This is a genomic window from Streptomyces changchenzhani, from assembly GCF_039766235.1.
In the GTDB taxonomy this organism is placed as follows: Bacteria; Actinomycetota; Actinomycetes; order Streptomycetales; family Streptomycetaceae; genus Streptomyces.
In genome coordinates, this window is the sequence record NZ_JBDHNH010000013.1 from 16552 (window position 1) to 30643 (window position 14092).

Annotated in this window: 13 protein-coding genes and 1 pseudogene; 7 read left to right on the forward strand and 7 right to left on the reverse strand. The window is 70.7% G+C overall.

Annotated features, from left to right (window positions below):
- Positions 1 to 381 precede the first annotated feature (381 nt).
- Positions 382 to 1890: a glutamate-cysteine ligase family protein gene (locus tag ABCR94_RS32660; RefSeq protein ID WP_347124397.1), complete on the forward strand. Its 1509-nt coding sequence runs from the start codon at positions 382 to 384 to the stop codon at positions 1888 to 1890.
- Positions 1891 to 2033: 143 nt separating this feature from the next.
- On the opposite strand, the pseudogene ABCR94_RS32665 reads toward ABCR94_RS32660, so the two are convergent.
- A pseudogene (locus ABCR94_RS32665) lies at positions 2034 to 3807 on the reverse strand (substrate-binding domain-containing protein).
- A gap of 163 nt (positions 3808 to 3970) precedes the next feature.
- Here ABCR94_RS32665 and ABCR94_RS32670 point away from each other — a divergent pair.
- Positions 3971 to 4771 carry a CPBP family intramembrane glutamic endopeptidase gene (locus tag ABCR94_RS32670; RefSeq protein WP_347124399.1) on the forward strand — a complete coding sequence of 267 codons (801 nt, stop codon included), beginning with the start codon at positions 3971 to 3973 and terminating at the stop codon, positions 4769 to 4771.
- A 75-nt stretch (positions 4772 to 4846) separates the two neighbouring features.
- Here the strand turns inward: ABCR94_RS32670 and ABCR94_RS32675 are convergent, their stop codons facing one another.
- On the reverse strand, positions 4847 to 5668 hold the full coding sequence (locus ABCR94_RS32675) for a PhzF family protein (RefSeq protein WP_347124401.1): 822 nt from the start codon (positions 5666 to 5668) through the stop codon (positions 4847 to 4849).
- A 194-nt stretch (positions 5669 to 5862) separates the two neighbouring features.
- On the opposite strand from ABCR94_RS32675, the gene ABCR94_RS32680 reads away from it, so the two are divergent.
- The gene (locus tag ABCR94_RS32680; protein ID WP_347124403.1) at positions 5863 to 6453 is read left to right on the forward strand and encodes a PadR family transcriptional regulator; all 591 of its coding nucleotides are present in this window, start codon (positions 5863 to 5865) and stop codon (positions 6451 to 6453) included.
- A gap of 102 nt (positions 6454 to 6555) precedes the next feature.
- Here ABCR94_RS32680 and ABCR94_RS32685 read toward each other — a convergent pair whose 3' ends face one another.
- Both ABCR94_RS32685 and ABCR94_RS32690 read right to left on the reverse strand, forming a co-directional pair.
- Complete coding sequence (locus tag ABCR94_RS32685) at positions 6556 to 6984, reverse strand: type II toxin-antitoxin system Rv0910 family toxin (RefSeq protein WP_347124405.1); 429 nt, start codon at positions 6982 to 6984, stop codon at positions 6556 to 6558.
- Positions 6985 to 7112: 128 nt separating this feature from the next.
- Positions 7113 to 7295 (reverse strand): hypothetical protein, encoded by a 183-nt coding sequence (locus ABCR94_RS32690; protein WP_347124565.1) that lies wholly within the window; start codon positions 7293 to 7295, stop codon positions 7113 to 7115.
- Positions 7296 to 7539: 244 nt separating this feature from the next.
- On the opposite strand from ABCR94_RS32690, the gene ABCR94_RS32695 reads away from it, so the two are divergent.
- From ABCR94_RS32695 to ABCR94_RS32705, 3 genes are all read left to right on the forward strand, one after another.
- Entirely contained in the window at positions 7540 to 8070 is a 531-nt protein-coding gene (locus ABCR94_RS32695; protein ID WP_347124407.1) for a Clp protease N-terminal domain-containing protein, read from the forward strand.
- 58 nt (positions 8071 to 8128) lie between these two features.
- A complete protein-coding gene (locus ABCR94_RS32700) occupies positions 8129 to 9124 on the forward strand; it encodes an EamA family transporter (RefSeq protein ID WP_347124409.1) in 996 nt (331 codons plus the stop codon).
- Positions 9125 to 9284: 160 nt separating this feature from the next.
- A complete protein-coding gene (locus ABCR94_RS32705; protein ID WP_347124410.1) occupies positions 9285 to 10292 on the forward strand; it encodes a DMT family transporter in 1008 nt (335 codons plus the stop codon).
- 33 nt (positions 10293 to 10325) lie between these two features.
- On the opposite strand, the gene ABCR94_RS32710 is transcribed toward ABCR94_RS32705, so the two are convergent.
- Together ABCR94_RS32710 and ABCR94_RS32715 are read right to left on the reverse strand one after the other, a co-directional pair.
- Entirely contained in the window at positions 10326 to 10982 is a 657-nt protein-coding gene (locus ABCR94_RS32710; protein ID WP_347124411.1) for an FMN-binding negative transcriptional regulator, read from the reverse strand.
- A 9-nt stretch (positions 10983 to 10991) separates the two neighbouring features.
- On the reverse strand, positions 10992 to 11654 hold the full coding sequence (locus tag ABCR94_RS32715; protein WP_347124412.1) for a pyridoxamine 5'-phosphate oxidase family protein: 663 nt from the start codon (positions 11652 to 11654) through the stop codon (positions 10992 to 10994).
- 35 nt (positions 11655 to 11689) lie between these two features.
- Here ABCR94_RS32715 and ABCR94_RS32720 point away from each other — a divergent pair, with 35 nt between their 5' ends.
- Complete coding sequence (locus tag ABCR94_RS32720; protein WP_347124413.1) at positions 11690 to 13024, forward strand: aminotransferase class I/II-fold pyridoxal phosphate-dependent enzyme; 1335 nt, start codon at positions 11690 to 11692, stop codon at positions 13022 to 13024.
- Here ABCR94_RS32720 and ABCR94_RS32725 read toward each other — a convergent pair.
- On the reverse strand, positions 13015 to 14043 hold the full coding sequence (locus ABCR94_RS32725; protein WP_347124414.1) for a DMT family transporter: 1029 nt from the start codon (positions 14041 to 14043) through the stop codon (positions 13015 to 13017). The genes ABCR94_RS32720 and ABCR94_RS32725 overlap by 10 nt on opposite strands.
- Positions 14044 to 14092: the final 49 nt, after the last annotated feature.

Consider the following 14092-nt stretch of genomic DNA (forward strand, 5'->3'; position numbering starts at 1 on the left):
ACGCCAACTCTCTGCCTCGTTTGCGGAGTTTATACGACGTGTGTTCACGTGGTGTTTCTTCTAGCCGCCGCAGGCATTATGGGCAAGGTGGTATTCGGCTCTTCTTCTGCGGAGAATCTCCCGTTTGTTCGGGAGCGCAGGGCTGTGGCCTCGAATTATTCCGCAGGAGCGGTAGGCCGAAAATCGTCGGCCTTTTTCACCAGCAGTCGCCGGCCGAACTGCTTTTTGCTGCATGCCGAGTGAATGTGCCACTGGGAGCCTGCATCGAGGGTACTCGGCACGCGGTGGCCGTGGGGCGTTATGGATCAGACTCTCTGGGCATCATCGATCGTGACGCGAGCGCCCCATGCTGCGGGGCGCCACCCGAGGAAGGATGCTTCGATGGGGGAGAAGGTGGTGGCCGGCGGGTTCGATCTGTCCGATCGGCAGAAGTACCGGCGCAAACTCCAGCTGTGCCTCCAAGGTCTCGATCAGCTGCTGGCCGAGAAGCGCTTCGATCGCCCCAAGAATCTCATGGGGGTCGAGATCGAGCTCAATCTCGCCGGGGCCGACGGGATGCCGAGTATGATGAACGCGGAGGTCCTGGAAAGGATCTCAAGCCATGATTTCCAGACCGAGCTGGGAATGTTCAATCTGGAAGTTAATATTGTTCCGCACCGGCTGGAGGGCCGGGTATTCGATCAGCTCTCGGAAGAACTCCGCACGGGCCTCGCGTACGCCCACCGAAAAGCGGTGGAGGTCGACGCGGGGATCGTGATGATCGGAATTCTGCCGACGCTCGGGCGTGCGGATCTTGTTTCCGCGAATCTCTCCGACGTGGACCGTTACGTCATGCTCAACGATCAGATCGTCGCGGCGCGCGGCGAGGACTTCGAGCTGGACATCGAGGGGGTGGAGCGCCTCACCTGTACCTCCGCCTCCATTACGCCCGAAGCGGCTTGTACGTCCGTGCAGTTGCACCTCCAGGTCACGCCGGCCCGCTTCGCGGATGTGTGGAACGCCGCGCAGGCCGTGGCTGCCGTACAGATCGTCGTGGGCGCCAACTCGCCGTTCCTCTTCGGCCGCGAGCTGTGGCGTGAATCCAGGCCGCCGCTGTTCCTGCAGGCCACCGATACCCGGCCGCCCGAGCTGCAGGCCCAGGGCGTACGGCCCAGAACGTGGTTCGGCGAGAAGTGGATCGACTCGGCGTACGAGCTCTTCGAGGAGAACCTGCGCTTCTTCCCCGCCCTCCTGCCGATCTGCGACGAGGAGGACCCGCTGCTCGTGCTCGCCGACGGCGGGGTGCCGCGGTTGCAGGAACTCGTGCTGCACAACGGGACGGTGTACCGCTGGAACCGGCCCGTGTACGGGCTGGCCGACGGCGTACCCCATCTGCGGGTGGAGAACAGGGTGCTGCCGGCCGGCCCCACGGTGACGGACGTAATCGCCAATGCCGCCTTCTACTACGGTCTGGTCCGGGCGCTGGCCGAGGACACGCGGCCCGTGTGGAAGAGGCTGCCCTTCGAGGCGGCGGCCGAGAACTTCGACGTCGCGTGCCGCCACGGAATCGACGCCGAGCTGATCTGGCCGAAGCCGGGCCGCGCGGCCGGCACGGCGCGGGTGCCGGGCGTCCGGCTCGTGCTCGACGAGCTGCTGCCCCTGGCCGCGGCCGGGCTCGACGCCTGGGGCGTCGAGCCGGCGGACCGCGACTTCTACCTGGGCGTCATCGAGCAGCGGTGCAAGCTGCGCGTCAACGGCGCCTCCTGGCAGGTGGACACCTTCCACCGCGCCCTGGAGGCCGGTCTTGAGCGCGAGGCCGCGCTGTCCGCCACCACTCGCCGCTACAGCGAGCTGATGCACGAGGGCGAGCCGGTGCATACCTGGGAGGTGGGCTTCCCGGCGTCGAAGTGACGCGCCCCTGGGGGCCTGCGGTGTGAGCGGCGCGACCGGTGCCCGCGCGGCGGCTGTGGTGGTCGACCTCATCGGCCCCGTCGACCTGGCTGACCCGGTCGGTCCGGTCGGCTGCGGTGCTCAGGTGCTGGAGGTGGGGGGTATCAGGCGCCCTGACCCGCCTCCATGATCGCCTTGAGGATGACGGCGTGGATGTCGGCCGGGTCGGTCACCTGGTATCCCCCGCCGCCGGTGACCGAGGCGATCTGCTCGACCTCCTCGCTGTCGGCGTCCGGGCCGACCGCGATGGCGATCAGCGGGACCGGCCGCGCCGGGTCGGCGAGCTGCTTCAGTTCGGTGATCAGGCCGCTGCGGGAGATGCCCGCGGTGTCCTGGTTGGAGCCGTCGGTGAGGATGACGACGGCGTTGAACCTGCCGCTCGCGTAGGAGGCCTGCGCGTCCTTGCAGGCCGCCAGCGTGGTGTCGTACAGACCCGTCGCCCCGTCGGGTACCGGGGCGAGCGCGGAGAAGGCCGCCGAGAGCCTGTCGCGGTGCGTGCGGCCGCCCGGCGCGGGGTCGCCGAGACGGGTTGGTCGCCACCTTCTTGCGGTAGTCGCGCGGACCGTCGAGGTTCGTCGCGAAGTCCCACAGGCCGACCGCGTCCTCCGGGGTGAACTGCGCGAGAGCCTGGATCAGCGAGGCCTTGGTGACATCCATGCGGGTCTGCTCGCCGCGCCCCGGCACCAGCGTGGCCATCGAGCCCGAGGCGTCGACGACCGTCGTCAGCCGGGCGCTCTGCACGGTGATGGTCCACATGCCGAGCGTTTCCTGGATGTCCTTCTGGGAGGGCGCCTTTCCGGGGGCCGAAGCGAAGGGCTGGGGCGCGCGGCCGCCAGCCGTCCGTACGACGGTCGGGGAGGCGGGCTTGTCGGGCGTACGGAAGCCGCGCCTCGCCAGGATGCTCCGGCTCTCCCGCTCGCCGAGCAGGGTCATGAAACGCAGGGCCGCGCGGCTCTCGTCGGTCGACAGCCTGCCCTCGTCGACCAGGGCGTACGGGTAGTCGAGCTGCGCGGTGCCGTCCTTCGGGTAGAAGAGTTCGAGCCCCGGTGCGCCGTCCTTGGTGTTGTGCGCGAAGGCTGCCTGCTCGGAGAGGAGCAGGGCCTGATTGCGGCGGGGGTTGCCCTTCTCCGTGCCGGACTCGTCCCGTGCGAGGCTCTGTGGCACCTGCTGGTCGCTCTCCGATATGCGCTGCGAGAGCAGCTTCGCGGCGGCCGCGACCCTGGTGTCGGCGTCGGGGCCCTCGCTGTGCGTGGACCGGCCGATGCTGGTGAGCCCGAGCAGGCCGGTGGCGCTGCGGGCGGGGTCCGCTGCGCCGAGGCGCAGCGTGCCCTTCTCGGCCGCGGCCGCGGACAGCTGGGCCCAGGTGTACGTCTTGTCGGGCCAGCCCAGCGACTTGGCGGCGGAGGGGACCGCGGCCAGGGCGACCGGGGAGAAGGCGATATTGCCCACCGGGGTGAGGCGGGCACCGTCGCCGGAACTCTGGGCCCGCTGGACCCACAGGTCGGAGTCGGGGATCCAGACCTGGTAGTCGGGCTCGGCCTTGCCGGCGCTGAGCGTGTCGGCGACCTGGTAGGCGTCACGGGCCACGACGTCCACGTCGATGCACTGTCCGTCGGAGGTGATCTGCCTGTCGCGGGCCAGATCGGCGACCTCGCGGACGGCGGGAGCGACGGCGGGGGACGCGACGACCTCCAGGTGGACGGCGGAGTCGGCGCACGATCCGGCGAAGGACAGCATGCCGCCCTCGACCACGACCGCGGCGCCCCCGGCCACCCCAAGAACGAGCACAGTGGCGATGGCGACCGTACGACGTCGTACCGATGAGCGGGACCTGGTGCCGTCCTTCGCGCCCTCGTCGGGCAAGCTGTGACGTCCCATGGCGGTAGAGCCCCTCCTTGAATCGTGAACAAGGAAAAGGGGGACCCCGCCACCGCAATGGCGCTCGTCCCCCGGCCTGTCGCGTGCGATATTCGCACCTGCATTCGAGACCCTAGTGGGGTGGGGTTGGGGATGAGGCGGGATTGATGAACTGGAGGCAGGTGTGCAGGCGGAGGCGGGACAGGTGGCCGATTCTCATCCCGGACACGGGGTGACACGACGGATTTTCCGGACCGAAGTCCTGATCGTGCTCGCGATCTCGCTCGGCGCGAGCGGAGTGTCCTCCCTGATCAGATTTATCGGGGCGCTGACGAAACCCGGTGGTCTCAAGGACCAGGCAGCGAACCTGAACGGGTCGCAGGCACCGGGGCGGCCGTGGCTGGATCTGGCCTGGCAGTTGTTCGGCATCACCTCTTCGCTGGTGCCTGTCGCGCTGGTGGCGTACCTGCTGATGCGGGAGGGGACGGGACTGCGAGCGATCGGCTTCGACCGGACGAAGCCGTGGCCGGACCTGGGGCGGGGGACGCTGGTCGCCGCGGGCATCGGCAGCGCCGGACTCGCTTTTTATCTGGTCGCCATCGAGGCGGGGTTCAACCTCACCGTGGTGCCGGAGTCGTTGCCCGAGGTCTGGTGGAAGTTCCCCGTACTGATTCTCTCCGCGGTGCAGAACTCCGTACTGGAAGAGGTCATCGTTGTCGGGTATCTGCTGCGCAGACTCGGGCAGTTGGGGTGGACGCCGATGGCGGCCCTGGTGGCGAGTTCGGTGCTGCGTGGTTCGTACCACCTCTACCAGGGGATCGGCGGCTTCATCGGCAACATGGTGATGGGCGCGGTCTTTGTGCTGCTGTACCGGCGCTGGGGGCGGATCGGGCCGCTGGTCGTGGCCCATGCGCTGCTCGACATCGGGGCGTTCGTCGGATACGCGCTGCTGGCCGGCAATGTGGGGTGGCTGCCGACGGCTTGAGCGCGCACGAAGGGGGCGTACGGATGCATCCGTACGCCCCCTTCGTGTGTTCTTCCGTCGGCGGCGGGTCGGTGCTCAGGGGGAGGTGAGCAGTTCGCCGTCGATGACAGTGACGGCCCGACCGGTCAGCAGGGTGCGCTCGCCCCGCAGTGATGTGCGTACGAGACCGGAGCGGGCCGAAGCCTGGAGGCCCGTCAGCTCGTCGCGGCCCAGGCGGGCCGACCAGAATGGCGCGAGGGCGGTGTGGGCGCTGCCGGTCACCGGGTCCTCGTTGATGCCGACCCGGGGGAAGAAGCCGCGCGAGACGAAGTCGTAGCCGCGCGAGGCGTCGTCGGCGGCGGCCGTGGCGATGATCCCGCGCCGGGAGTGTGCCGCGAGCGCGGCGAAATCGGGCGCGAGGGCCCGTACGGCCTTCTCGTCGGCCAGTTCCACGAGCAGATCGCCGGTGTGCGGACCCGTGTCGTGGGCCGAGAGGACCTGCGCGCCCAGGGCCTCACCGACGCCGTCGGGAACCGGGACCGCGATGAGCGGCGCGGTCGGGAAGTCGAGCGTGAGCGAACCGTCCTCGTGCGCGGTCGCGGTGAGGATGCCGCAGCGTGCCGCGAAGCGCACGGCGCCGGTCGAGGCGCCCGTGGTGTGCAGGACGTGTGCGGTGGCCAGGGTGGCGTGGCCGCACATGGCCACCTCGGCGGCCGGGGTGAACCAGCGCAGCGCCCAGTCGGCTTCGCCGCCCGCCGGGAGCGGGTGGGCGTATGCGGTCTCGGAGTGGTTCACCTCGGCGGCGACCTGCTGGAGCCAGCCGTCGTCGGGGAAGGCGGCGGAGTCCAGCAGCAGGACTCCGGCCGGATTGCCGGTGAAGGCGCGGTCGGTGAAGGCATCCACGATTCGAATCCTCATGGCATCGAACGTAGGGGCGGGCGAAGCCCCGGGCCACGGCCAATTTCAGGCGACTGGCCCCTTCGGCGCGGGCTCTGGGGTGTGCCCGATGTGCACCCGGTGTGCGCCCGATGTGTGGTCGATGCTTGCTGAGCGACTCATTCCGATATATCGTTGACGCATCGCGACAGATCAACGATGGAAGGAGCGTAGTGATGCATTCACATGGACATGGGGAGTGGGGACCCGGCCATCACGGTCGGGGTGACTCCGAGGGCCGACGTGCCGCTTTCGGTCCCTTCGGACCGCCTTTCGGCGGACCGTGGGGCGGCGGCGGTCGAGGCGGCAGGGGCGGACCCCGCGGCAGGGCGCGGCGCGGCGACGTCCGCGCGTCGATCCTGGCGCTGCTGGTGGACCGGCCCATGCACGGCTACGAGATGATCCAGGAGATCGGCGAGCGCAGCGGCGGGGCCTGGCGGCCCAGTCCCGGCTCGGTCTATCCGACTCTCCAACTGCTGGAGGACGAAGGCCTGATCACCAGCGAGAGCGAGGGCGGCAAGAAGCTGTTCACGCTCACCGACGCCGGTCGCACCGAGGCCGAAGCGGGGCCGCAGGCCCCGTGGGAGGAAGCGGGACGCGGCGTCGACTGGGAGACGATGAACGAGATCCGGCAGGCCGGCTTCGGCCTGATGGAGGCGTTCAGCCAGGTCTGGAAGACCGGCTCCGCCGATCAGCGGCAGAAGGCCCTGGCGGTCATCAACGAGTCCCGCAAGAAGCTCTATCTGATCCTCGCCGACCAGGACTGACAGGTCCCGGTCGCGCACGGCGGCGCCCCGCGGTCATCCGCGGGGCGCCGCCGTGGTTTCGCCGGGCTGTCGGGTGGGCGGGGATCGTGGGGCTTCGGAGGGTCAGGTGACGAGGCCTTCGAGCTTGCGCAGCGACTCACTCAGCGCCGCGCCCGCCGAGTCCTTGAGCTTGCCCGCCATCATCGAGACCGCGGCGCCGGTGAACTCGCCCTCGATGCGGACGAGAGTGGCGTCGCCCTCGGGTGCGAGCGAGTAGCGCATGGCGAGATTGACGCCCATGGGCCCCTTTCCTGTGGTCACCAGCAGCCGGGCCGGCACCAGCTCCTCGACCGTCCAGGTCACCTCGGCGGGGAAGCCCATGAGCTTGAGGTTCTCCGCGTACGTCGCCGAGACCTCAAGCACCGCGGGGCCGCCCCTGGGGAAGTTGGTGTGGGTTGCGTTCCACCGGTCCCACGACGTGAAGTCCGTCAGCTGCGCCCAGATCTTCTCGGCCGGTGCCTCGATGCGTGCTTCCGCGCTGGCTTCGGCCATGCGACCACCCCTTCTCGTCGGCTCTGTGTCGCGGAACGTAGCTGTGCGGGGCAGAACATTCAATACTGATGAACTGTCAGAAATTGCTGCCCGGTGCGCCCGAAGTGCCCGGTGGCGGCGGAGTCGCGTCAGAACTGCCAGATCTCGGCCGAGTCGAAGGCGTCGGACGCCCGCGGGTGCGGTCCCTCGTCGTGGCAGTGGAAGGCCGCCCAGAAGACGTCCGCGAGCAGCGCGTCGTACGGCGCGTACACCCGGTAGACGTATTGGCGCCCGTCCAGGGCGGGGAGGGCGACCATCCAGCGCATGGACATGGGCTTGCTCGCTCCTCTCCCGGCTACCGGTGGCCCGCGTGGCGTTCGTGTCCGTGGGGCGAGCCCCGGGAGGGCCGTGGTTGCGCACGGGGCGCGGGGCGGGGCGGCGCGCGCCCCTCGGGGGAAACTCCCTGCTCTCATCCGTAAGGAGGAGACCCCGGGCAGGCGTGCCCAACGTCGGTGGGATGGGCGAATGCTTCCCGGCGGGGATGTTCCCGCCGCCCGCCCCTGATGGGGTGGAGATGTGCAGAGTCGTACTCCCCGGGTGACCCAACAGCCCGCTCCCCACCGCGCGGACATCGAAGCCGGGCTCACCGCAGAGCTCGCCCCGGTGGTGGCCGGCGCGCGCAGGCGGGCCCTGAGGGACGGCGACCGGCAGATCGACACCGCCCATCTGCTGCACTCGGTGATCGAGTCCGATCCGGCCGTCAGGGCCGTTTTCGCCGGCGACCCCCAGGTCGCCAGAGTGCTCGGCTATCTCGTCCAGCGCAGTATCGGCTACGGCCTGCGGTGGCAGGGCGCGGTGGAGGATTCCGGTGCGTTGCCCCTGGTGGGGGAGGCGGATGTGGCGGGCTGGTCGCCGGGCGCCGTGTCCGCCATGCGGCACGCCCTGGCCGGCGCCGCGGCCCGCGGCGATCAGCGGGCCGACGGACGCGATCTGCTCGCCGCCCTCGCGGCGGACCAGGGGTGCAGGGCGGTCGAGGTGCTCGTGCGGGCCGGGGTGGACACCGAGGTGCTGGCCGGGCGGCTCCGCGAGGAGTTCCGTCAGGTGTGACAGGTATGACAGGTGTGACAGGGGTGACGCTCCTGACGTCAGCTGACATGATGTGCCGATGCACGCGTCTCAGGGGAGGAGCGTCGGCCTGGGACTTGCCCTGGTCTCGGCGTTCGCATTCGGTGGTTCAGGTGTCGCGGCCAAGCCGCTGATCGAAGCGGGACTCGACCCCCTGCATGTGGTGTGGCTGCGGGTGGCCGGCGCCGCCCTGATCATGCTGCCCGTGGCCTGGCGCCACCGGGCGCTGGTCCTGCGCCGACCCGCCCTGCTCGCCGGGTTCGGCCTGCTCGCGGTCGCCGGTGTGCAGGCCTTCTACTTCGCCTCGCTCTCCCGTATCCCCGTCGGTGTCGCGCTGCTCGTCGAATACCTGGCCCCCGCGCTGGTCCTCGGCTGGGTCCGCTTCGTGCAGCGCAGGCCGGTGACGCGCGCCGCCGCTGTCGGTGTCGTGCTTGCCGTGGGCGGTCTCGCCTGCGTCGTGGAGATCTGGGCCGGACTGAGCTTCGACGCGCTGGGCCTGCTGTTCGCGCTCGGCGCGGCCTGCTGCCAGGTCGGTTACTTCGTCCTGTCCGACCAGGGCAGCACCGGCGACGACGCCGCCGACCCGCTCGGCGTCATCGCGTACGGTCTGCTCATCGGCACCGCGGTGCTGACCGTTGTCGCACGGCCGTGGGGCATGGACTGGTCTCTCCTCGCGGGCAGCGCGGACATGGGCGGGACCCAGGTGCCCGCCGTGCTGCTGCTCGGCTGGATCGTGCTGCTCGCCACCGTCGTCGCGTACGTCACCGGTGTGCTCTCGGTGCGCAAGCTCTCGCCGCAGGTGGCGGGTGTGGTCGCGTGCCTGGAGGCGGTCATCGCGACCGTGCTGGCCTGGGTGTTGCTGCGCGAGCACCTGTCAGCTCCGCAGATCATCGGCGGAGCCATGGTGCTGATCGGTGCCTTCATCGCCCAGTCCTCGACGCCGAAGGCGCCGACCGGGCCCGTGGCGGGCGGACCGCCGGGCACCGGTCTCCACGATGCGGACAAGCAGTTGTCCGCCGGGCGGACCGCGCCCTAGGGTGTCGATCATGCTGCTGAATGTGCTTCCGCCTCCTGCCGCGTAACGCGGGCGGCTTTCCCCTGACGAAGACCGGGCTCGGGCAGTCCCCGAGCGGTTCGTCGCTGCCCGCGTGCGGAGCCGAGCGACCACCAGTCCCGTCTTCACGCGGAGAATTCACATGCCCAGCTCTTCCTCCCTGCCCATCGGCCTGCCCTCAGGTCTGCCCACCGGGCGCGGCCTGCTCTACCTGATCTTCGCCGGTGTCGCCTGGGGCACCGCGGGGGCGGCCGCCTCCTTGGTTTTCCTCCTCAGCGACCTCGGGCCGCTCGCCCTGTCCTTCTGGCGCTGTGTCGGCGGCCTCCTGCTTCTGCTGCCCGCCTGCCTGCTGCGCTCCCGCGCGCGTGGGACGACCGCGCACGCTGAGCCGCGCGGGCGCCGGGTCACGCGCATCCTCGTCACCGGACTCGGGCTCACGCTGTTCCAGAGCGCCTACTTCGCCGCCGTCCAGGCGACCGGCCTGGCGGTCGGCACCGTCGTCACCCTGGGCGCGGGACCCGTGCTGATCGCGCTGGGCGCGTGGCTGACCCTGGGGGAGCGGCTGGGGCGCGGCGGGATCGTGACCGTCACCGGCGCGCTCGTGGGGCTCGCCGTGCTGGTCCTCGGCAACGACGGCGGCACGGTGCGTCCGTTGGGCGTGGCCCTCGGGGTGCTGTCGGCCGCCGGGTACGCGGCCATCACGCTGCTGACGCGTCGGCTCGGGCGTGACGGGGGCGGGGCCGACCCGGTCGTGACGACCACCTGGGCCTTCGCGATCGGTTCGCTCACCCTGCTGCCACTCGCGGCGGCGGAGGGCCTGCTGCCGCACGGCGCGGAACTCGCCCGGGTGGTCTGGCTGATGGTGTACGTCGCGGCGGTGCCGACGGCCCTCGCCTACGTCCTGTACTTCGCCGGAGCCGCTGTCGTACGGTCCGCGACCGTCTCGGTGATCATGCTCCTGGAGCCGGTGAGCGCGGCCGTGATCGCGGTCGCCCTGCTGGGGGAGCGACTGACGGTGGCCACCGTGGTGGGGACGCTGCTGCTGCTCTCGGCGGTGGCGGGGCTCGCGGTCGCGGAGGCGAGGACCGCCGCCACGACGCGTCGGGCCGCGGTCCTCGTACGGGCCTCCGAAGCCGACCTCAGGAGCTGACGGCTCCGAGCCTGCCGGCCGGATCTTCGGGCGCTACGCGCGCGTGGGGCCCGAAGTGCGGCGGCGCAGATGGTGGGCGTGCGCCGCCGTATCGTGCGCCCCCGCCCGCTCGGTCAGACCGGCGGCCGTCCGCTCCTGTACGTCCTGCTGTTTGTGGCTGCCGTACTTGAACTTGGCCCGAACCTCGGTCACTTCGAGGCGCAGCCCGCGGATACCCGACAACATCGGGCCGTACGGCGCCGTACCGACGGCCGCCGGGGCCGACCCGCCCTCCGGCTGGAAGTGACCGACCTGGACGTTCAGCAGGTCGGCCTTCTGGGCCGGGTCGTCCACGAGGTGGGCGGTGCAGCGCAGCTGGACGGCGGCGTAGAAGCTGGTGGGCACGCCGTGTTCGGTCGGAGTGTCCGCCGGCGACTGCCAGGGGCCGGGGACGAAGGCGTAGTCGTCCACGACGCTCAGCAGGACGTGCGGATCGGCCTCGACGGCCTGCCACAGCGGGTTCGGGCGGGCGAGGTGGGCGATGATCTCGCCGTGCGCGCCCGGCTTCGGGTCGTACACGAAGTGCATCGGCTGGATGTACGGCGCGTGGCCAGGCAGCCCGTTGACGGCCAGTTGGCCGAAGTCATGGGTGGCGAGCCACCGCTGCCACTCGTCGTCGTCGAGCGGCGCGTCCCAGGGGTGGATCAGCACGTCAACTCCTCACAGGGTGGTCAGGTAGTCGGGCAGCCGGACCGCCGGGTCGAGATCGTCGGCGGGGATCGGCACACCGTAACCACGGACCAGCGGGACGACACCCGTCCAGTACGGGAGGGTCTCGTCCTCGGGCTCGTCGTTGGGGCCGCCGGAGCGCACCTTGGCGGATACCTCGTTGAGGTCCAGGAACAGCACGGCGGTCGCCGCCAGCTCCTTGGCGTTGGCGGGGCGCGAGTCGTGGGAGCGGCCGGGGACGACATGGTCGACGAGCGCGTCGAGCGCGGTACGCCGCTCTTCCTCGTCCAGGACCTGGTGAGCGATGCCGTGGACCACGACGGAGCGGTAGTTGATGGAGTGGTGGAAGGCGGAGCGGGCCAGCACCAGGCCGTCGACATGGGTGACGGTGAGGCAGACGGGGAGACCAGGATCGGCCTGGCCGGCCATGCGGAGCGGACGAGAGCCGCTGGAGCCGTGCACATAGAGGCGCTCACCGACCCGGCCGTAGAGCGTCGGCAGGACCACGGGCGCACCGTCCCGGACGAAGCCGAGATGGCAGACATAGCCCTCGTCGAGTATCGCGTGCACCAGGTCCTGGTCGTACGAGGCACGTTCCCGGGCGCGGGTCGGTACGGTACGCCCGGTCGGCGTGTAGGCGGTGGTCTCCGACATTGCGATCTCCATTGCACTAGTGCATAATCTTGATTGTGCTAGGAGAATATAGGATCAGCGGGCGGCGTGCATCGGAGATTGCCGCGAGTGTGGAACGCGCGGTGGGTTCGGGGGAGCTCTCACCCGGCCAATCGCTGCCGCCCATGCGGGAGTTGGCGGGTGATCTGGGGGTGAATCCCAATACGGTCGCGGCCGCGTACCGCGCTCTGCGCGAGCGCGGGGTGATCGAGACCTCGGGCCGCCGGGGCAGCCGGGTCCGTCCCCGGCCCGCGAGCACGGCCCGTGAGTCCATCCGGGTCGACGTCCCGCCGGGGGTACGGGACCTGGGCAAGGGCAATCCGGACCCCGCCCTGCTGCCGTCCCTGCGCGAGGCGCTCGCCGCCGCGGCCCGGCACAACGCGGCCCGGCCCGGTCTGTACGGACAGGAGCCCGTCGATCCGGAGTTCGCCCGGCTCGCGCGGGCCGCGTTCGATGCCGACGGAGTGCCGGACGGCCCTGTCGCCGTCACCTCGGGAGCCCTGGACGCCATCGAGCGCGTACTGGCCGCGCATCTGAAGCCGGGTGACGCGGTCGCCGTGGAGGATCCGGGTTGGGGCAGTCTCCTCGACCTCATCCCGGCCCTGGGGCTGCGGGCCGTCCCGGTCGCGCTCGACGACGACGGGCCACTGCCCGCCGAGGTCGAGCGGGCGCTGCGCGCGGGGGCCCGGGCGGTCGTGGTCACCGGCCGGGCGCAGAATCCGACCGGCGCCGTGGTGGGCGCGGCGCGCGCCGCCGAGCTGCGTGCTGTGCTGGCCGGGCATCCCGGGGTGCTGCTGATCGAGGACGACCACGGGCACGGCATCGTCGATGAGCCACTGAGCCCGCTCGCCGGGGTGACGGACAGCTGGGTGTTCGTACGCTCCGTCGCCAAGGCGTACGGGCCCGATCTGCGGGTCGCCATGATGACCGGGGACACGGTCACGCTGGACCGGGTGATGGGCCGCCAGCGTCTCGGCCCCGGCTGGGTCAGCAGGCTGCTCCAGCGGGCCGTCGTGCAGCTGTGGACGTCCGGGGCGGTGGACGCGGCGGTGGTCGCGCGTGCCTACGGGCTGCGGCGCGATGCCCTGGTGGCGGCCCTGGCGGAGCGTGGGGTCGAGGCGTACGGGCGCAGCGGCATGAATGTGTGGGTGCCCGTGCCGGACGAGACGGGGGCGGTGGCGCGGCTGCTGCACGCCGGATGGGCCGTCGCGCCGGGGGCGCGCTTCCGGATGGTCGCGCCCCCTGGCGTACGCCTCACGGTGTCGACGCTGACCCCGCAGGACATCGATCCGGTCGCGGACGCGGTGGCGTCGGCGACCGGTCCCGCGTCGCGCGGACGGCGCTACGACTGACGACACCCTCTACGGTCGAGAAGTGTTCGCCAGGCCCGAGGGGTGCTGGGGAGGCCGCCGCGGTCGCGCGGTCGGCCCCGGCTCTGGGTGAGGGCGGCGCCCGCCAGCACGATGACGGCTCCGACGGGGGTGTTCCACCCCAGGTGTTCGCCGAGGACCGCGACGCCCGCGATCGTGGCGATGACCGGGATGAAGTACGTGACCATCTGTGCGGTCGTCGGGCCGATCTCGGCGACCAGGCCGTACTGGAGAAGCACCGCGAGGCCGGTCCCCAGAGCGCCGAGAGCCAGCACGGCCAGCAGCGGCACCAGCGGGAAGGAGGTCGGCACAGTGGTGAACAGCGGTGTCACCAGAGCCAGTTGCGCGGTGGCGATGAAGAGCTGCACACCGGTCATCGAGAGGTTGGATTCCTTGCTGCCCGCCAGGGTGCGGCGCACATAGATCCAGCCGATCGGATAGCTGAGAGAGGCGAGCAGCGCCATCGCCGTGCCGCCGAAGTCGAGCCCGGAAAAGCCCTGCCAGGCTCCCAGGACGGTCAGCACGCCGATGAACCCCAGGCCGAGCCCCGCGACCCGGCGGCGGGTCGGCCGGTCCTCGGACAGGGCGACCATCGACAGGGCCATGCCCCACAGCGGGGATGTGGCGTTGCAGATGCCCGCGAGGGTCGAGGGGATCGTCAGCTCGGAATAGGCGAACAGCGAGAACGGCAGGGCGTTGAGGAAGAACGCGGCCACGGTGAGATGGCCCCAGGTGCGGGCGGAGCGCGGCAGCCGTTCCCGCTTCACGGCCATCGCCACGGCGAGCACGGCCGTACCGAACAGCAGCCGTCCGAAGGTGACCTGGAAGGGGGCGTAGGCCTCGGTGCCGACCTTGATGAGCAGGAAGCTGAAGCCCCAGACCAGCGAGAGCACCCCGAAACGGATGCGCCAGTCCACCGCCGGGCGCCGGGCGGGTGAGGCGAGGGCGGTAGCGGAGGCAGCGGCGTCCGGCTGGGTTCTGGGCGAGGTCGCGGAGCTCATGGGGTCAACCTTCGCGCGAGTCATCTCTTAGCACAAGCAAGATAAATTT